This window comes from Acinetobacter sp. ANC_7634, assembly GCF_056779875.1.
On record NZ_JBWYIT010000005.1, the window covers coordinates 39,187 to 58,230 of the forward strand.

Annotated in this window: 13 protein-coding genes; 8 read left to right on the forward strand and 5 right to left on the reverse strand. The window is 40.9% G+C overall.

Annotated features, from left to right (window positions below):
- The first annotated feature begins 75 nt into the window (after positions 1-75).
- The 8 genes from AC1M9A_RS07100 (at position 76) to AC1M9A_RS07135 (ending at position 9,495) form a co-directional block, all read left to right on the forward strand.
- A complete protein-coding gene (locus tag AC1M9A_RS07100; protein ID WP_481609941.1) occupies positions 76-1,569 on the forward strand; it encodes a UvrD-helicase domain-containing protein in 1,494 nt (497 codons plus the stop codon).
- A 27-nt stretch (positions 1,570-1,596) separates the two neighbouring features.
- Positions 1,597-2,964 carry an ATP-binding protein gene (locus AC1M9A_RS07105; RefSeq protein ID WP_481609942.1) on the forward strand — a complete coding sequence of 456 codons (1,368 nt, stop codon included), beginning with the start codon at positions 1,597-1,599 and terminating at the stop codon, positions 2,962-2,964.
- A gap of 314 nt (positions 2,965-3,278) precedes the next feature.
- Complete coding sequence (locus tag AC1M9A_RS07110) at positions 3,279-6,116, forward strand: monovalent cation/H+ antiporter subunit A (RefSeq protein WP_481609943.1); 2,838 nt, start codon at positions 3,279-3,281, stop codon at positions 6,114-6,116.
- Positions 6,117-6,119: 3 nt separating this feature from the next.
- The gene (locus AC1M9A_RS07115; RefSeq protein ID WP_092767259.1) at positions 6,120-6,485 is read left to right on the forward strand and encodes a Na+/H+ antiporter subunit C; all 366 of its coding nucleotides are present in this window, start codon (positions 6,120-6,122) and stop codon (positions 6,483-6,485) included.
- Positions 6,485-8,296 (forward strand): monovalent cation/H+ antiporter subunit D, encoded by a 1,812-nt coding sequence (locus tag AC1M9A_RS07120; protein WP_481609944.1) that lies wholly within the window; start codon positions 6,485-6,487, stop codon positions 8,294-8,296. Before AC1M9A_RS07115 ends, AC1M9A_RS07120 begins: the two co-directional genes overlap by 1 nt.
- The gene (locus AC1M9A_RS07125; RefSeq protein WP_035264002.1) at positions 8,297-8,821 is read left to right on the forward strand and encodes a Na+/H+ antiporter subunit E; all 525 of its coding nucleotides are present in this window, start codon (positions 8,297-8,299) and stop codon (positions 8,819-8,821) included.
- On the forward strand, positions 8,818-9,093 hold the full coding sequence (locus AC1M9A_RS07130; protein WP_035263999.1) for a monovalent cation/H+ antiporter subunit F: 276 nt from the start codon (positions 8,818-8,820) through the stop codon (positions 9,091-9,093). The genes AC1M9A_RS07125 and AC1M9A_RS07130 overlap by 4 nt, the downstream gene beginning before the upstream one ends.
- A 9-nt stretch (positions 9,094-9,102) precedes the next feature.
- Complete coding sequence (locus AC1M9A_RS07135) at positions 9,103-9,495, forward strand: Na+/H+ antiporter subunit G (RefSeq protein ID WP_481608947.1); 393 nt, start codon at positions 9,103-9,105, stop codon at positions 9,493-9,495.
- 33 nt (positions 9,496-9,528) lie between these two features.
- Here the strand turns inward: AC1M9A_RS07135 and AC1M9A_RS07140 are convergent, their stop codons facing one another.
- The 5 genes from AC1M9A_RS07140 to aroB all read right to left on the reverse strand — a co-directional run bounded on the left by AC1M9A_RS07140 (position 9,529) and on the right by aroB (position 19,023).
- Positions 9,529-10,419, reverse strand: a complete 891-nt coding sequence (locus AC1M9A_RS07140) for a metal-dependent hydrolase (protein WP_481589148.1) — start codon at positions 10,417-10,419, stop codon at positions 9,529-9,531.
- Between the two features lie 281 nt (positions 10,420-10,700).
- Positions 10,701-12,122, reverse strand: coding sequence for an FAD-dependent oxidoreductase (locus AC1M9A_RS07145; protein WP_035263992.1), 1,422 nt, complete (start codon positions 12,120-12,122; stop codon positions 10,701-10,703).
- A 72-nt stretch (positions 12,123-12,194) separates the two neighbouring features.
- Entirely contained in the window at positions 12,195-16,670 is a 4,476-nt protein-coding gene (gltB, locus tag AC1M9A_RS07150; RefSeq protein ID WP_481608955.1) for a glutamate synthase large subunit, read from the reverse strand.
- A gap of 413 nt (positions 16,671-17,083) precedes the next feature.
- Positions 17,084-17,929, reverse strand: coding sequence for a hypothetical protein (locus AC1M9A_RS07155; RefSeq protein WP_481609945.1), 846 nt, complete (start codon positions 17,927-17,929; stop codon positions 17,084-17,086).
- A gap of 14 nt (positions 17,930-17,943) precedes the next feature.
- Complete coding sequence (aroB, locus tag AC1M9A_RS07160; RefSeq protein WP_481596118.1) at positions 17,944-19,023, reverse strand: 3-dehydroquinate synthase; 1,080 nt, start codon at positions 19,021-19,023, stop codon at positions 17,944-17,946.
- Positions 19,024-19,044 lie beyond the last annotated feature (21 nt).

Below are 19,044 nucleotides of genomic sequence, written 5' to 3' on the forward strand. Positions count from 1 at the left end.
AGATTGAACTCTCCCCTTTGTAAATTCTTGCTATACTCACTGATCATTTTAAAACCATTGAAGATTTATTAACCTGTGTCTGTCATTGTCAAACCTACCTTAGAACAAGAAATTGCGATTCAACAAGCGCAATCTGGTCAATCCTTCAAAGTGATTGCCTATGCAGGTACAGGTAAAACAACAACGCTTAAATTAGTCAGTGATGCGATGCAACAGCGTCGCGGTATGTATCTTGCCTTTAACAAAGCGATTGCCAGCGAGGCTCAACAAAAATTTCATCAGCGCGTGGATTGTCGTACATTCCACTCTTTAGCATTTCGAAGCGTTCCACGTGGAGTGACAGATAAACTTAGACTCCCACGCTTGAGCCCGAGCTTTATTGCCAAAGAATACCGTTTGCAACCCATCACATTACGCCGACTCATGGGGGGGCGTTACGAAAAATATGCGCTTATGCCTAGTCGTTTGGCGGGCTTAGTTGCAAATGCTGTTAGTTATTTCTGTTCAACAAGCTCGCAATATCCTGCACCCCGACATATTCAAGCACCAAGTTGGCTACATGCTGACGATATTGCGGTATTACAGCAACACCTCTATCCTGCAGTCGAACGTCGTTGGTTAGAATCAATCGACCCTAATCATCAGGCTGGCATTGGGCATGATATCTATCTCAAATTATGGGCTTTATCAGATCCTTTTATACCCGCAGACTATGTATTGTTTGATGAAGCACAGGATGCTGACCCACTCATGCTAGGGATTTTACTCAAGCAAAAAAGTACGCAAGTCATCTATGTCGGCGATGCACATCAACAAATTTATGCATGGCGTGGGGCAATCAATGCGATGCAACAAATGCCTTTACCCGAATCGCGCCTAACCACTTCATTCCGTTTTGGTGATGATATCGCTGAAGTTGCTAATCACTTATTAGGCGCACTCAATGAGACTGTTCCGTTGATTGGCAACCCCGAACTCCAATCAAAAGTCGTCAACAAGCCTCATACCAAAATGCGAGATGCGATTTTGTGCCGTACTAACGCACGCGCAATGGAACTTTTACTCTCAGGATTAGTTCAAGGGGACAAAGTGAGCCTGCAAGCCGATCATGCGAAATTAAATCGCTTTGTTGACGCTGCAAGCTTACTTAAACAAGGTAAAAGAGTAACGGACGTTCCAGAGTTAGCTTGGTTTAACTCTTGGCATGATGTGCATGAATATTGTGAAACAAATGATGGTAGCGACATCAAGCCTTTGGTTAAATTGGTTGATGAACATGGTACAGATCCACTCAAACGAGCTCTTGCCAAAATCACACCCATTGAACAAGCGGACTATGTAATCTCAACCGCTCATAAAGCCAAAGGTTTAGAGTGGAATCGTGTGCATTTAGAAGATGATTACCAATTTAAAATTAATGGACTAGAACATAAAATTAGCGATGAAGAATTACGTTTACTTTATGTTGCATGTACACGAGCAAAAAGCAGCTTAAATATTCATCATATTTATGATTTAATACAACAACTCAAACTTAAATCCACGATTAAAACGAAAGCAACAGCATAATCCCCTACGATAAGTTGCAGGCAAAATATGAAAGTTCAATCTATTCAGTTACGTCACTGTTATCATTTTTCAGATATAAAAATTAAATTTGATCCAACTCAACGACCAATATCTATTATTTTAGGTGATCAGGCCTCTGGTAAAACTGCGATAATTAAAAATATTTATCAAGCTTTAACGTGGTTTGCTGCACGTGCCAAAGATTTAAGAACTGCTGGTGTAGTCATGCTTGATTCGGATATTAAGCACAAACACATTCAAGCCAAAATAGATATTTGTGTTCAATATCCCACGGATATTGGATCTATTGAACAGGCTGCGACCGTGCAAAACAATGAAGAGGGTTTGTGCGAATGGCAACTCTATAAAACATTAACCAGCAAAGGTGTAGGTCATAGTAAAGCGCTAACGACTCAATTAGAATCACTCGTTCATCTTTATCAACAAGCGATCAAACAAGATCCTGCTCAAGGCATGCCTATGGTGGCCTACTATCCTTCTGATCGCTTTATCAACGAAGTGAATTTGCTAAGCAAAAATAATCCTGCTGTATTACAAACACATGCAGCCTACGAACTTGCAGCACTCCCTTATACAACATTTGCTCGGTTCTTCGAATGGTTTCGTGAAATTAGTGACATCGAAAATGCACGATTAGCACAAGTTTTTCAAAAAATTCAAACCAATCAAAAATTATCCTCTCATCATGACCAAGAGGATTTAGTTGCAAAATTATTGAATCTTGAAGCAGAGATGCAACTACCATCACTCAAAGCACTCAAGAAAGCCATCCAGACATTATTCCCGTCGATCAGTGACATTTATATTGAATACACGCCCAAGATCCAATTGATGCTGGTACAAAATGGTCAAGAAATTCCTTTTTCGCAATTATCTAATTCGTATCGTCAATGGTTGTGTTTAGTAGGTGATATTGTCAGACGACTTTGTCTCCTGAATCCTCATAGTATTGACCCATGCCTTGATGGTGAAGGCATTCTATTAATTGACAATATTGATGCTCAAGTGGATGAAGATTTTGTGCAAAACGTACTCAGCCGTTTGCATGAAGCATTCCCACAAATTCAAATTATCGCATCTGCATGCTCTGAATTGATTTTAAACAATGACGTAGATCTACAACATTTTAAATTAGAAAATCGAAAAGTTGTTGAAATAGAACAAAACCAAATCAGGGAACAATATGATGAACTATTTGCTCAACTCATGGCTAATGATTTACAAGATGGCCAAATCTCTGAAGTGAATCGAACTACTGATACGCTTGATGGCTTGCGTTTGTTTGAACACTTCAAAAATTTATCAGCGTCAGAAAAACAGCGCTTCATTGAGTATCTCCAAACTGGTGACTTATCGAGTATTTCCTTACCCTAATTGATTGGAAATAGATGAATTAATCGGGTATGACTCACTCAATTTAAACAGAAATTTAAGCTTTTTTTCGCTATAATTCTGAATTGTGTAGCTAAAAAGTTTGATGTAATTTTATACATGTAATAAAATCTACTCATTCATTTTTTAATCAAAAAGTGTCTATTTCTTTGCATTAGCTTTCCAAGTTGCGCAACACAACTTGTTTTTGTTTTTAAAATTCGTTCGGCTTTCAAAGTTTAAGTAGTTGGATGACTCTTTGCCATCCTCAAGCTTTTGAAAGATAAAACTCATCATAGGTTCCGGCCTACAACTCTATGGATACGAGTGTGCTACCGATTATTATATTGTTACCATTAATACTTGGCACTTTTCTTGTCCTCTGGCTGCAAAAAATCTCTCGCGGGGCGACAGCATTAGGGGCAATTGGAGTCAGCTTAACAAGTTTTATCTTGTTGCTGACTCAAGCCAAAGACGTCTTTCAAGGTCAAGTCCTCTCTGAACATTGGTCATGGTTACCACAGTTTGGTATCGACTTAAGCTTTAGACTTGATGCATTAGGCTTGATCTTCTCCCTTCTTATTACAGGGATTGGGACGCTCATTTATATTTATGCTTATTATTATTTAAATCATAAAAACTCTCTAAGTAAGCTATATTTCTTACTGATGCTGTTCATGGCCGCCATGCTCGGCATTTCACTTTCTAATAATTTACTTATTCTTCTTGTCTTTTGGGAAATGACCAGTATTTCGTCATTTCTTTTAGTAGGTTATTGGAGTAACTACGAAGCAGCACAGCGTGGCTCAAGAATGGCCTTAACCATCACGGGTATGGGTGGTTTAGCCATGCTCGGTGGTTTTATTCTCTTAGGTCAAATCACTGGCACATATCAAATTGATCAAATCCTCAATATGACGGCGCAGATTCAATCGAGTCATTTATTTGTGCCAGCCTTGCTCCTTATTCTTTTAGGTGCATTCACCAAAAGTGCTCAATTCCCTTTCCATTTTTGGTTGCCAAATGCAATGGCTGCTCCAACACCCGTGTCAGCTTATTTGCATTCAGCGACAATGGTGAAAGCCGGAATTTTCTTACTGGCGCGCTTAATGCCGATCTTTGTTGGTTCTGCTTTGTATCATAACCTCGTCACATTCATTGGTTTATTTACCTTATGTATGGCCGCGTTCTTTGCCATTTTTAAGGAAGATCTGAAAGGTTTGCTTGCCTACTCCACCATTAGTCATTTAGGCTTGATCGTTTGCTTACTTGGGATTGGTTCACCACTCGCTGTGGCTGCAGCTATTTTTCATATCATTAACCATGCGACCTTTAAAGCAGCATTATTCATGATCGCTGGTATTATCGACCATGAAACAGGTACACGTGATTTACGAAAACTCAGTGGGGTATGGCAGTTACTTCCATTTACAGCGACTTTAACCATGATCACAGCAGCCTCAATGGCTGGTGTACCACTGACCAATGGATTCTTATCCAAAGAAATGTTCTTTACTGAACTATTAGCGAATCTCTCAGGTGGTGTAGGTATCTTCGCAGCAATTATTGCAACACTCGCAGGTCTGTTTGCTGTCGCGTATTCTGTTCGTTTAGTTCATGGCGTATTTTTTGATGGTGATTTAGGCAAAGCGATTCCAAATAAAGATGCGCATGAACCACCAATTGGTATGCGTGCACCTGCAATTTTATTAGCTACATTATGTATTGCAGTGGGTCTATTACCAGCGCTCTTAGTAGGCGATATCGTCAATGCTGGTGCACGAGCAAGCACCAACCTTCCAGCTTTTGAAGGCGTACATCTAGCAATCTGGCATGGCTTTAATGTGCCTTTATTGATGAGTGCGATTGCATTGATTGGCGGTATTATTTTTTATTTTAGTCTTGCGAAGAACAGTAGAATTCGTGACATTGACCTTGATCCAATACTTGGCAAACTTCAAGGTAAAGTCCTGTTTGATCTCTTTCTCAAACATTTGCTCTTAAATTCGCGAAAATTAAAAAGAGCAACAGAAACAGGTTCTCTACAAAACTATTTATTGTGGATATTAATTTTTGCTGTTGCTTTAGTCTCCATGCCTCTCATTGGTCAAGGTATTTATGCAGGTACACGCGAACTGACGCATGCACCATTGGTTGCAATCGTGCTTTGGTTATTACTGTTTTCAGCGTGCTGGATGATGCTTTGGTTTCACCATGAACGCATTAAAGCCGTTCTTATCAGTGGAGCAATCGGTCTTGTCGTGACGATGGTCTTTGTTACGATGTCAGCACCAGACCTGGCACTCACACAAATCACAGTCGATGTTGTCACAACTGTTTTACTTCTGATGAGTCTGTCCCTCTTACCACAACTTACGCCTTATGAATCTTCACGCACTCGTCGTTGGAGAGATGCGGTGATTGCAATCATCGGAGGCCTAGGAGTCGGTTGGATCACTTGGATGATTCTAACGCGTGATCACAATTCAATCTCATGGTTCTTTGTTCAACAATCTCTACCGCTCGGTGGTGGTTCAAATATTGTGAACGTAATTTTAGTCGATTTCCGTGGATTTGATACCTTTGGTGAAATCACAGTACTGGGTATTGCTGCGATTGGGACACTGTGTTTAATGGATGGAATGCGTGCTCATGGTACGACCATTACACAAGGCTTAACCTATCGCTTTAATCCATCACCGTTGATGTTCCGAATGACCGCATCTTGGGTCCTTCCGATTGCCTTAGTCGTCAGCTTATATATTTTCTTACGCGGACATAATCTTCCAGGGGGTGGCTTTATCGCAGGTCTCATTACATCAATGGCGCTTGTGATTCAGTACATTGCACTAGGTCAAGATCACACTGAACAACTCTTACGAGCAAAGTCTGGGCGTCTTTATGAAATTTGGATTGGTACTGGCTTAACTATTGCTGGTCTGACTGGGGTCGCTGCGTGGTTCTGGGGTCGACCATTCCTGACCAGTGCTCATATTTATGTAGAGCCGATCATTCTCGGAAAAATGCATTTGCCATCTGCTGCAGCATTTGATGTTGGTGTCTATGTCACAGTCGTTGGTGCAACAATGCTCATGATTTCCGTTTTAGGCGACTCACGCAACTCAAGCATCACCGGCCCTGTACCGAAGGAGTAAAGAATGATTAGTTTAGAATTTTTACTCGCCTCCGCTATTGGATTATTGGTTGCCACTGGTATTTATCTGATTTTACGTGCCCGCACTTTCCCTGTAGTACTAGGCTTGGCCATGATAGGGTATGCAGTCAATTTATTTCTCTTCGCAATGGGGCGGATTCAATTAAATTCACCTGCGATTTTAACCAATGCCACTCAAGTTACAGATCCATTACCTCAAGCACTTGTATTAACGGCAATTGTAATCGGTTTTGCCACAACTGCTTTTATCGTGCAACTAGCATTGAGAAGTCGCTATGAATCGGGTACTGATCATGTTGACTCTAAAGAAGAAATAATCAATACAGACCCAAGAGAGGATGAGCCTTAATGATGAATTTTTATGATTTATGGCTCACCCACTCGCCAATTTTAAGTATTTTAATTCCGACATTTACTGCATTTATTTTAGTGCTATTGGGTAATCCAGGTTCAGGATCTTTAGCGCATGACTGGCGTCAACCTTGGCGTCGTGGAATCAGTTTAACATCGGTTTTTCTTGGTTTAGCGACTGCAATCATTTACTTAATTCAGGCGAACTCTGGTCAGATCTATGTGTATAGTTTAAGCGAGTGGTCAGCTCCTTTTGGCATTGTACTTGTACTAGATCGTTTGGCAGCCTTTATGCTCGTGCTCACCTATGCTCTTGCGACACCAATTATTTGGTTTGCAAGTAAAGAATGGGATGAACGTGGACGCTATTTCCATGCAATGAGCCATTTTTTACTCATGGGATTATGTGGTGCATTTCTAACAGGCGACTTATTTAACTTGTTTGTTTTCTTTGAAGTGCTGTTGATGGCTTCATATGTATTGCTTCTACATGGTCAAGGCAAAGCACGTTTCCAACTTGGTATTCACTATGTAACGATCAACCTATTAGCGTCTGCATTCTTTTTGATTGGCTTAGGGATGATTTATGGTAATACTGGTAGCCTGAATATGGCTGATGTGGGTCGAATTGTACGTACACTTGAAGGTGATCAGTACAATATGGCAGTTGCAGGCGGATTAATGCTGTTTGTAGTCTTTGGTATCAAGGCTGCAATCCTCCCTGTCGGACTATGGCTACCTAAAACTTATGCCGTCGCCACGACCCCTGTAGCCGCATTATTCACCATCATGACCAAAGTGGGTATCTATGCCATTTTACGTGTGAATGGAACCGTATTCACCGATGAGCTTTCGCGAGAAATTCTCAGCACTTGGCTGCTTCCAATTGGTTTAATTACGACTATTTATGGTGTAATTGGTGCGATTGGTGCAGAGCGAATGCGTCGTTTTGTTGGTTTCATGATCCTATCGTCTATAGGAACGATTGCAATCGCCCTTTCTCTGATGACTGCAGATGCTTGGGCTGCAGCGCTATATTACCTCGTGCATAGTACGATTATTGCCGCTGCATTCTACTTGCTATGCGGTTGGATTACTTCGCAGCGTGGTGCATTCAAAGATCATGTAAAAATCGCACCAATCATGAAACAGCAGACGCTAGTTTCGATTTGCTTCTTCATTATTGCACTCATGATGGCAGGGCTTCCACCCTTCAGTGGATTCTTTGGAAAAGTATTTATCCTTCAAGCGGCCTCTGTATCTAGCTATCAATTGCTCATTATTATTGTCATTCTGATTGTGAGCTTGCTTAGTATCATAGCTTTCACTCGTTTAGGATTCGTTATTTTATGGCGTTCAACTGTACCAGAAAATGACCCTAATCAAGAGTCTTATCATGAATATCAAAAGTTACCAAGCAAGGCACCTCCACGTAATGACACCACAATTTTTGTCTTTATTATAAGTTTAATCGCTTATGTGATATTTGCTCATCCAGTCACTCAGTATATTCAACAAACTGCAAATCAGTTAAATGATTCAGAACAATATATTACTGCTGTTTTAAAAATGGATGAACGTGGTGAAGTAATTAGTGTACAACCATTTGATCCCAATTATCTTCCAGAAACAAAATACGGCGGAGAGTTTGCAGACCAAAATGCGCATTATATTCCACATATCGTAAGCGAGAAGGCACTCGAAGGAGAACATATCTCTGAGTACAAGCAACGTCAAATTAAAGAGCAAGAATTGAATCAGCTTCAACCTGAAGAAGTTCAATCTAAACTTCAACCGATGGAGCAATAAATGAAACAACAAAGTTCTCTACTCGATCGAGTTTTCCCGCATCCTTTTGTTTCTGTGATTGTGGGAATAAGTTGGCTAATGCTGGCACAAAGCGCTCAGTTTTTTGATATTTTAGTTGCCATTGTGATTGGTTTAGTCATCCCAAAATTGGTACAACCTTTTATCGTTCGCACACCCAATATTCATTGGGATTTAGCGTGCAAATTAATTTTGGTCGTACTTTGGGACATTATCATCAGTAATATCCGTGTCGCTAAGCAAGTGCTTGGACCAACTGACCGTCTTCATCCCAAGTGGTATCGTGTTCCATTAGATACTGATCATGATCAGGTCAACAGCTTATTGGCAATGATCATTACGACTACACCTGGCACAGTAAGTGCTGGAATCGACCAAGAACGCGGTGACATTTTGGTCCATTCAATTAACTCAGATGATCCCGAAGCTGATATTTTGGAAATCAAACAACGCTATGAAGCACCACTTATGGCGATTTTCCATGTGAAACAAGGAGATTCAGCATGACGATCTTACTTTATGCATTGGGAATTAGTTTGATTGGAATTACGATTTCAATGCTGCTCTGCTTAATGCGTTTAGTCATTGGTCCTTCTATGGTAGATCGACTACTCGCACTAGATACTTTATTTCTGAATGCAACCTGCTTGGTCGTGGTACTTGGAATTTTTTGGGCAAGTACTTCATTGTTCGAAGGTGCATTGTTGGTGGCAATGCTTGGATTCGTATCCACAGCAGCATTGGCTCGTTATTTTACGACAGGCCATGTGGTGGACTAGGAGAACAATATGAATACTCAGCTCATCATGGAAATCTTAGTTTCATTCTTCCTTCTTACCGGTGCCTTCTTTACCCTTGTAGGTGGAATTGGAATCGTAAAGTTACCCGATCTGTTCATGCGTCTGCATGCCCCTACAAAGTCAAGCACACTAGGCTTAGGTAGTTTTTTAATAGCAGCCATGATTTATTCAGCTTTTCATAGTCGCTTTGGGTTTGCTGAACTACTGATTACATTACTTGCCTTTATTACGGCGCCTGTATCGGCAAATTTAATTGCACAAGCTGCATTACATTTACGTTTACGCTCTACATCAGGCGATGTCCCCGAAGCACTAGACCGCCCTCTCCCTTGGCAGCGCCAAAGAAGAATGCGTCAGTTTAATCAAGAATCATCTAAGTAATAAAAAAACCTAGCTTTCGCTAGGTTTTTTTTGTTAGCTATATAGTACAGGTTGGGGATGCTCTTGGAAGCCTTCCACTTGATATTCTTCAGCTAATTTTGCCTTCCAATGATTCACGATATCCGTATAGTCAATTTCAGAAGGATGAAAATCTTCTTTGTAATATGATAAATATTCTGGAATTAGCTCGATCATCATTTTAGAAATCAGGTAAATACCATATAAGTTTCCACTGACCTTCGGTAAGCTTTTTCGACGATCTTGCCAAAATAATCGAGTCGCTGAATAAAATGTAAGACTCGCGAAACCTGTGGTTACGCTACGCATAATATTGCGGCGCACTTTGGTATCTTTGTATACCGCTTGATAGACATCAAATGCAACTGCTCGATGTTCAATTTCTTCAATAGCATGCCAAACCCAAAGCTTAGTTGCATCTTCATCTAAGGTCGACAGGACTTCAGGATGACGAAGAATATAACCACCCAATAACGCTGTAAAATGCTCAAAAGCACAGGTAATTGCTAACTGCAATTTTGGATGGGTAGTACGAATAAATTCATCGCGTCGCGCTAACCATGCTTGAAAGTTGTCAAGTTGATAATCATCACGGCGCCAAGCGTCATTAAATTCCGCATGTGCTTTTGAATGCATCGCTTCTTGACCAATAAATGCTGCAATCTGCGCTTGTAATTTTTCATCTTTCACTTTATCTCGTACATTACGAACACTATGAACAAAGAATTGTTCACCAATTGGAAAGGTAGAAGAAAGTGCCGTCAACAAGTGTGACATGACAGGAGAATTCGCGAAAAAATGGCGTCGTATGGCTTTAGGATTATAATTTAAACGTCGTACGGTAATCCCAATCGCTTTTGGACGATTTAAATACGATTTATCTTTGGCGATTTGTGTAGTTGTCATTTTAGAGCCTATATGGATATAGCATTTCTTATTCATACTGTCAGAATAAATCAGATTTAATATTGCAAAAATAACCACACAGACAAATAAATTATATTTTTTGCCAATAAAGTCGCAAATTAAATTACAACTCCATTCTCTTTTTTAATTTAATTACATGATTCTTAAGATAGTTCTTGAATTGGATACTTTTGAATATTCAACAAGAGAGTGTCAAACAAGTCATGCATATAAATGAAAAATCCTACCGAAGTAGGATTTTTTGTAAGGCATGTTTTCGTTTAAACATCAAGATAATCTAAAATACCTTCAGCAGCCTGACGTCCTTCCCAAATCGCAGTTACGACCAAGTCAGAACCACGCACCATATCTCCACCGGCAAAGATTTTCGGATTAGAAGTTTGGAACTTGTATTGTTGATGCTCAGGAGCAACGACACGACCTGAACCATCTAAATTAATACTTACATCATTAAACCATTCTGCAGGGCTTGTACGGAAACCAAAGGCCAACAGCACTGCATCAGCAGGTAAGATTTCCTCTGAACCTGGGATCGGTTCAGGACTGCGACGACCACGACTATCAGGCTCACTGAGTTGAGTCGTCACAAATTTAACACCTGTGACCTTTCCATTCTCACCCACGATTTCGATCGGCTGACGATTGAACTGAAATTCAACACCTTCTTCTCGCGCATTTTTAACTTCACGGCGTGAACCTGGCATGTTTTCTTCATCGCGGCGGTATGCACAAGTGACAGATGTTGCACCTTGGCGGATTGAAGTACGGTTACAGTCCATAGCTGTATCACCGCCACCGAGTACAATAACTTTCTTACCTTCCACACTGATAAATTCTGAAGGATCTTTCTCCCAACCTTGGCAACGATTCACATTGGCAATTAAGAAATCAAGCGCATCATAAACACCTTCCAAATCTTCACCTGCGAAACCACCTTTCATGTATGTGTATGTTCCCATACCCATGAAGACAGCGTCATAATCAGCAAGCAATTGATCAATAGTGATGTCTGTACCAATTTCTGTATTTAAACGGAATTCAATCCCCATGCCTGTAAAGATTTCACGACGACGTTTCATCACGTCCTTTTCCATCTTAAATTCAGGAATACCAAAGGTCAGCAAACCACCAATTTCTGGGCGCTTATCAAATACGACAGGTTTAACACCATTGCGCACCAAAATGTCCGCACAACCTAGACCTGCAGGGCCTGCACCAATAATCGCGACTTTTTTATCTGTCCATTTGACATGAGACATGTCAGGACGCCAGCCCAATGCAAATGCCGTATCATTAATATACTTTTCAGCATTTCCAATGGTCACCGCACCAAACCCATCATTTAGTGTACATGCACCTTCACACAAACGGTCTTGAGGACAAACTCGACCACACACCTCCGGTAGAGTATTGGTTTGGTGGCAAAGCTCTGCTGCTTGAAAAATACGACCTTCAGCAATCAGTTTTAACCAGTTTGGAATATAGTTATGTACTGGACATTTCCATTCACAGTAAGGGTTACCGCAACCTAAACAACGATGTGTTTGGTTTTTAGCAACTTCGGCTGTAAAAGGTTTATAAATTTCCACAAACTCAGCTTTGCGGACGTTGAGATCTTTTTTCTCTGGATCTTGGCGTGCGACATCCAGGAATTGAAAGTCATTATTAAGGCGTTCTGCCATGTCTCTCTCCGTGGGTAGATGCAGTCTGTTGTTAGTTCAGCTGCATCTGCCTATATATCTGCAGTAGTGGAATTATTGAGGATCAGCTTGAGTTGTTTTTAATAAAGTCTGCAAGTTTGCAGCTTTTGGTTTCACCAACCAGAATTTACGGCTGTAGTAATCAAACTCGTTACGGATCTTGTACGCCCAAGCACTACCAGTTTCCTTAATATGCTCATCTAAAATGCGGCTTAAGAACTCTTTATGTTCTTCCATTGATTCGGTCGAAATACGATTAAGCTCGATCAACTCGTGGTTATAATGATCAACAAAGTCATTATCTAAATCAAGTACATAAGCAAAACCACCTGTCATACCTGCACCGAAGTTATGACCAACTTTACCCAGTACCGTCACAATACCACCTGTCATGTATTCACAGCAGTGATCGCCTGCACCCTCAATCACCGCGAACGCACCTGAGTTACGAACAGCAAAACGTTCACCAGCTGTACCTGCAGCAAATAATTTACCGCCTGTTGCACCATATAAACATGTGTTACCAATAATCGCTGTTTCTTGTGTTTGGAATGGAGAACCCTTCGGTGGGAAAATTGAGATACGACCACCCGCCATACCTTTACCCACATAGTCATTCGCATCACCCTCAAGCTTGATATGCAGACCACCCGCATTCCATACACCAAGTGATTGTCCAGCAGTACCTGTCAAATTCACTTTAACAGGGTGTGCTTCCATACTTAAGTTACCATAGCGACGAGCGATCTCACCTGAAACACGTGCCCCAATAGAACGGTCACAGTTACCAATGCTAAAACTGTATTCACCACCTGTACCAGCTTCAATCGCAGGCAATATTTCTGCGATCATAGACTCAGCCAAAACACCTTTATCAAATGGTGCATTTCCTTCGACTTCGCAATATTGAGCTTTGCCTTCAGCAGCTGGATGTGATTCAAGTAAAGCACTTAAATCTAGGTGAGCATGCTTATCTGTTTCACCAGGTAGCATTTCTAGTAAATCGGTACGACCAATCAAGTCTTTCAAACTTGATACACCTAATGCAGCCAACCACTCACGTGTTTCTTCAGCGATAAAGGTGAAGAAGTTAATGAGCATTTGTGGTTCGCCGATATAGTGCTCTTGACGCAAATGATCTTGCTGAGTCGCTACACCAGTCGCACAGTTATTTAAGTGGCAGATACGGAGGTATTTACAACCCAACGCAATCATTGGTGTAGAACCAAAACCGAAGCTTTCCGCACCTAAAATAGCTGCTTTCACGACATCTAGACCCGTTTTTAAACCACCATCCGTTTGAACGCGAACTTTACCACGCAAATCATTTACACGAAGGGCTTGATGCGCTTCAGAAAGACCAAGCTCCCATGGCGAACCCGCATGATGAATCGAAGACAATGGCGATGCTGCTGTACCACCGTCATAACCAGAGATGGTAATAAAGTCAGCATAGGCTTTTGCAACACCCGCAGCAATCGTACCCACACCTGGCTCGGATACCAGTTTTACAGAGACCATCGCTTGAGGGTTAACTTGTTTTAAATCAAAAATTAACTGCGATAAATCTTCGATTGAATAAATATCGTGGTGCGGTGGTGGAGAAATTAATGTCACACCCGGTACAGAGTAGCGTAAACGTGCAATTAAGCCATTCACTTTACCACCTGGCAACTGACCACCTTCACCCGGTTTTGCACCTTGTGCCACTTTAATTTGCAGTACTTCTGCAGAAGTTAAGTAAGCAGGCGTTACACCAAAACGACCTGATGCGATTTGTTTGATTTTTGAGTTCCGGATTGTGCCGTAACGCGCTGGATCTTCCCCCCCCTCACCTGAGTTCGAACGACCACCAATTGTATTCATTGCAATGGCAATCGCTTCATGTGCTTCTGGTGATAATGCCCCTAAAGACATCCCTGCAGAGTCAAAACGCGGAAGAATCGCTTCTACAGATTCAACTTGATCCAGTGGAATTGAATTTTCTGTTTTGAGTTTAAATAAATCACGAATGGTTGCCACTGGACGATTATTTACAAGCTCAGCATATTCTTTGAAATCTTCATATTTCCCAGAACGTACAGATTTATGTAGAGCATTAATTACATCAGGATTAAAAGCGTGATATTCCTTATCAAATACAAATTTCAGCAAACCACCTTGTTCAATTGGCTTACGTGATTTCCAAGCGGTTTCTGCTAATTTTTTCAAATCATTTTCAAGATCAACAAAAGTCGCACCTTTAATACGGCTTGGAACACCTGTGAAGCATTTATTAACAACTTCTTCAGATAAACCGACAGCTTCAAATAACTGCCCACCACGATATGAAGCAACAGTCGAAATACCCATTTTTGAAAGGACTTTCAGCAATCCTTTTTCAATCCCTTTACGGAAATTCGCTTGTGCATGAATCGGATCACCTAACAACTCACCTTTCGCAATTAAATCATTAATGACGTCATATGCAAGATATGGGTAAATTGCTGTTGCGCCAAAGCCAAGCATTACGGCAAACTGGTGTGGATCACGCGCTAAAGCTGTTTCAACAATAATGTTTGCATCTGTACGTAAACCTGCATGGATGAGGTAATGGTGGATAGCACCCGTTACCATCGCTGCATTGGCTGGTAAGAACCCTTCACGGATTTTCTTATCGGAAATCACCAATAGGGTTTTGCCATCACGAATTGCTTGCGCTGCTTCTTCACAAATACGTGTAATCGCGGCTTCTAGACCTTCAGTCTCTGCATAGTTTAGATCAATATCTGCAATCTCATAGCCCTTACGACCTAAAGTGCGAATTTGATGCATTTTAGAGTTTGACAGTACAGGACTTGAAATAATTAATCGATCCGCATGCTCTGGACCTTGTTCAAATACATTTTGTTCACGACCCAAACATGTTTCTAAAGACATTACGATCGATTCACGTAATGGATCGATTGGTGGGTTAGTTACTTGAGCAAACTGTTGACGGAAGTAATCTGTTACATGGCGTACTTGACGAGACAATACTGCCATCGGCGTATCATCGCCCATCGAACCTACTGCTTCTTGACCACTTTCAGCGATTGGACGTAATAACTGATCTCGCTCTTCAAATGTCACCATAAACATTTTTTGCGCTGCTTTTAAAGCATCGCCTTTTAAGCCTTGATCACATAGATATTCTTCTAACTCAGGGCTGCCTTGGATACGCACTGAATTTTCACGCAACCATTGACGATAAGGACGCATTTTTTTCAGATGATTACTGACGTCTTTAGTATCCAGCAATTTACCAGTGAAAGTGTCAATGACTAAGATCTGACCTGGTCCAACACGACCTTTAGAGACCACATCTTCTGGTTCATAACCCCAGACACCAATTTCTGATGCAAGTGTGATGTAACCATTTTTAGTAATTACCCAACGTGCAGGACGTAAGCCATTACGGTCAAGCATACAAATCGCATGACGACCATCTTGAATCACAAGACCTGCTGGCCCGTCCCATGCTTCCATATGTTTAGAGTTGAACTCATAGAATGCACGTAAATCAGCATCTAAAGTTTCAACGTTTTGCCATGCTGGTGGAACGAGCATGCGTAGTGCACGGAATAAATCCATACCTCCACCAACCAAGATCTCGAGCATGTTGTCTAAACTTGAAGAGTCAGAACCAGTACGGTTTACGATTGGGTTGAGCTCAGTTAAACCAGGTAAGAGCGGGTTTTCAAACTTTGGTGTACGTGCCATCGCCCAGTTACGGTTTGCTGTAATGGTATTAATTTCACCATTGTGCGCTAAGTAACGGAAAGGTTGTGCCAATGGCCAACGTGGCAATGTATTGGTTGAGAAACGCTGATGGAACACTACAATGTGTGATTCCAAACGTGGATCAGCTAAATCTGTATAAAAATCTGCAATCGCTTCAGGCATCATTAAGCCTTTATAAGAGATCACAGTTGAACAAAGTGTTGTAACGTAGAATGAACTATCTTGACTTAATTTTTGTTCAGCACGACGTCGAGCCAAGAATAACTTACGGTTAAACTCAACTTCTTCAACACCCATTGGACAGTTAACAATTACTTGTTCAAAAGCTGGCAAAGACTGCATCGCAATTGAGCCTAATGCTTCATTATTGGTTGGCACTAAACGCCATGCAATTACACGCAAACCTTCTGATTCAATTTCTTTAGTCAGCACTTGTTTTGCATGTGCAGCAATTGAAGGATCTAGGCTAAGAAAAACTGTACCTACTGCAAAAATTTCACTGAGTGTAATATCACTTAAACGTTTTGCTTCTTCACGGAAGAATTGCTTAGGCATAGCCAAAAGTAGACCACATCCATCACCCGTCTTACCATCTGCAGCAATACCACCGCGGTGCGTCATACAACTTAAACTATGAATCGCGGTCTTGACCAAGTCATGACTCGCATCACCTTGCATATGGGCGATTAATCCGAAACCACAGTTATCTTTAAACTCATCCGGTTGGTATAGACCTTTAGCGGGAGCTACAGTATTAGGCGATGGCATGTGCATAGCGTACCCTTCTTCAACATGGCCCTCATTGGGCAAAACTTATCTATTCTTCAAATACGATTTCTTTATAAAACAAAGACATGATTCTGTATGTCTTTCGTTATTGAACGTCTTTTCTGATTTAATTTCACAAATGTACGAGACGATTTGCACTCATTTAAAGCAGATCAATTTGACTAAATCGCACACTAAATTAAGGTCTTCGCTCCAAAATAGGGACAATTTACTTAATCAGTGCACCAATAAAGCAAAATCTATGCCAATATTTATTTATTCCGTGCAAGCGTTTTATTTCAATTATTTTGTCATTATTAACCGAAAAGGCACCAAATTAGAACCACTTTATCGCACCAATGATGTGCAAATTTATTATGCTTTCGTTTAATTTTGCGCCATTTTATACCATTTTAATTAAATGGATCACTAATTTGAGCCTCTTGATTCCGTTTATCCGTATTATTCTTTGAATTATCGCTCGAAATAGGGTCAACATTCGATTGCGAACGTCTCACATCAACCACATTTCCTGACTGATCTTTTCTTGTAATAGTCACATTGGTTGTTGCCTTAGCAGGATCAGCCACAGGGGTTGGCTTAGGACGAACCAGCAATGACTCATCAATCAATGGTACCGCTGCAGGTCGTAATTTAATTTCGTATAATTTTGCAGTTGTTAGTTCTTCAGAACCCATGTCATTGACTTGACCCACAAACTGATTAAAGCCAGCAACTTTAGGCGCTACAGAAGGTGGTAACTTTAAATCCAATCCATTTAAAGTTGTCTTGGCAGCACCTTCCCCCATAAACAACCCATAACCCAAAATGTACTGTTCAACTTGATCCTCACCACTCAAACGAAAATAAATGTATGGTTTACGATCAGTTTGCTTATTAAGAAAACTTTTAATTACATCTTCATTGGTAACGCGAAATAGTTCGATAAAATAATAATTTTTATTGTCTTGAATAAACTTTGTGCCTCTAAATTCAGGCAAATGGTTTCCTGAAGCCACTTTACGCGCAGTTAATTCCAAAGGTCGCACTTGATCAGTCAGCCCGCCCAAATAATTTGTTGCTGCCACCTTTTCAGGTTGAATCTGGACTTGAGTTTCTTCAATTTGCTTAGACTGAGTAACCAACTCTTTGCTATCAGTCAAAATCCAGAATACAAAAGATGCGACTAAAAACAGTATGCCACCGATCAACCAAATATATTGTTGCGCTGTGCGTGGGGATGAGTGGCGTACCGTCATGAGAAAACCTAAGATTATGCTTGATTACGTAAAATCGCTTGTTTCATTAATTCCACATCAAACTCTTTGGTAATTACTGCTTGCCCTAGCGACTTCAAGAGCACTAAACGTAATTGACCATTCAGGACTTTTTTGTCATGAGACATATATGCCAAAAATTCATCAAGTGGAATTTGAGGACATTTTATCGGTAATTTCGCACGTTGAATGATAATTTTTGTACGTTCAAGGTCAGCTTCTGTGATCCACCCCATTAAATAAGATAAATCTGCCGCCATCACCATTCCCGTCGCCACAGCCTCACCATGTAACCACTCACCATACCCCAGATAAGATTCAATCGCATGTCCAAAGGTATGACCTAAATTCAGTAATGCACGCTCACCCTGTTCTTTCTCGTCATTGGCCACAATTCGCGCTTTGTGTGCACAAGAGCGGTACACTGCTTCAGCAAGTAATTCTGGATGTTGTGCAACGAGACCATCCATGTTTTCCTCAAGCCATGCAAGAAAATCAACATCTCCTAATAGGGCATACTTAATGACTTCAGCCAAACCTGCTGATAACTCACGCTCAGGCAATGTTTTAAGTTGCGCCATATCCGCAAGTACGACCTGTGGCTGCTGGAATGCGCCAATCATGTTTTTGCCTAATGAGTGGTTGATTCCAGTTTTACCGCCAACGCTCGAATCGACTTGCGATAGCAGCGTAGTCGGGACTTGAATAAAATACACTCCGCGTTGGAAACAAGCTGATGCAAATCCAGCCATGTCACCAATCACCCCTCCACCCAAGGCAAGCACTGTACAATCTCGGTTAAATCCTGACTCAAGCAAGGCATCAAAAATTAAATTCAAATGTTCAATATTTTTATAACATTCACCATCAGGTAGAACACATGTCTCAACTTTTTTACCTAAACCTTCCACAGCTGATACATAGTGATTTAAATACAACGGTTTAACCGTTTCATTGGTGACAATCATGACCTGTTGCCCATGAATATAGGGTTCAAGTAATTGTTGCGGATCTAAATCACTACCAATGAAAATAGGATAACGGCGTTCACCGAGTTCAACGAATAAGGTTTGCATGATGTTATAAGCCAATAAAAC

What these genes read in the sequence shown, in the direction of transcription:
- aroB (WP_481596118.1), bottom strand. Translation starts at nt 19,023, where the DNA reads ATGCAAACCTTATTCGTTGAACTCGGTGAACGCCGTTATCCTATTTTC.
- AC1M9A_RS07115 (WP_092767259.1), top strand. Translation starts at nt 6,120, where the DNA reads ATGATTAGTTTAGAATTTTTACTCGCCTCCGCTATTGGATTATTGGTT.
- AC1M9A_RS07155 (WP_481609945.1), bottom strand. Translation starts at nt 17,929, where the DNA reads ATGACGGTACGCCACTCATCCCCACGCACAGCGCAACAATATATTTGG.
- AC1M9A_RS07105 (WP_481609942.1), top strand. Translation starts at nt 1,597, where the DNA reads ATGAAAGTTCAATCTATTCAGTTACGTCACTGTTATCATTTTTCAGAT.
- AC1M9A_RS07130 (WP_035263999.1), top strand. Translation starts at nt 8,818, where the DNA reads ATGACGATCTTACTTTATGCATTGGGAATTAGTTTGATTGGAATTACG.
- AC1M9A_RS07125 (WP_035264002.1), top strand. Translation starts at nt 8,297, where the DNA reads ATGAAACAACAAAGTTCTCTACTCGATCGAGTTTTCCCGCATCCTTTT.
- AC1M9A_RS07135 (WP_481608947.1), top strand. Translation starts at nt 9,103, where the DNA reads ATGAATACTCAGCTCATCATGGAAATCTTAGTTTCATTCTTCCTTCTT.
- gltB (WP_481608955.1), bottom strand. Translation starts at nt 16,670, where the DNA reads ATGCCATCGCCTAATACTGTAGCTCCCGCTAAAGGTCTATACCAACCG.
- AC1M9A_RS07120 (WP_481609944.1), top strand. Translation starts at nt 6,485, where the DNA reads ATGATGAATTTTTATGATTTATGGCTCACCCACTCGCCAATTTTAAGT.
- AC1M9A_RS07140 (WP_481589148.1), bottom strand. Translation starts at nt 10,419, where the DNA reads ATGACAACTACACAAATCGCCAAAGATAAATCGTATTTAAATCGTCCA.
- AC1M9A_RS07145 (WP_035263992.1), bottom strand. Translation starts at nt 12,122, where the DNA reads ATGGCAGAACGCCTTAATAATGACTTTCAATTCCTGGATGTCGCACGC.
- AC1M9A_RS07110 (WP_481609943.1), top strand. Translation starts at nt 3,279, where the DNA reads ATGGATACGAGTGTGCTACCGATTATTATATTGTTACCATTAATACTT.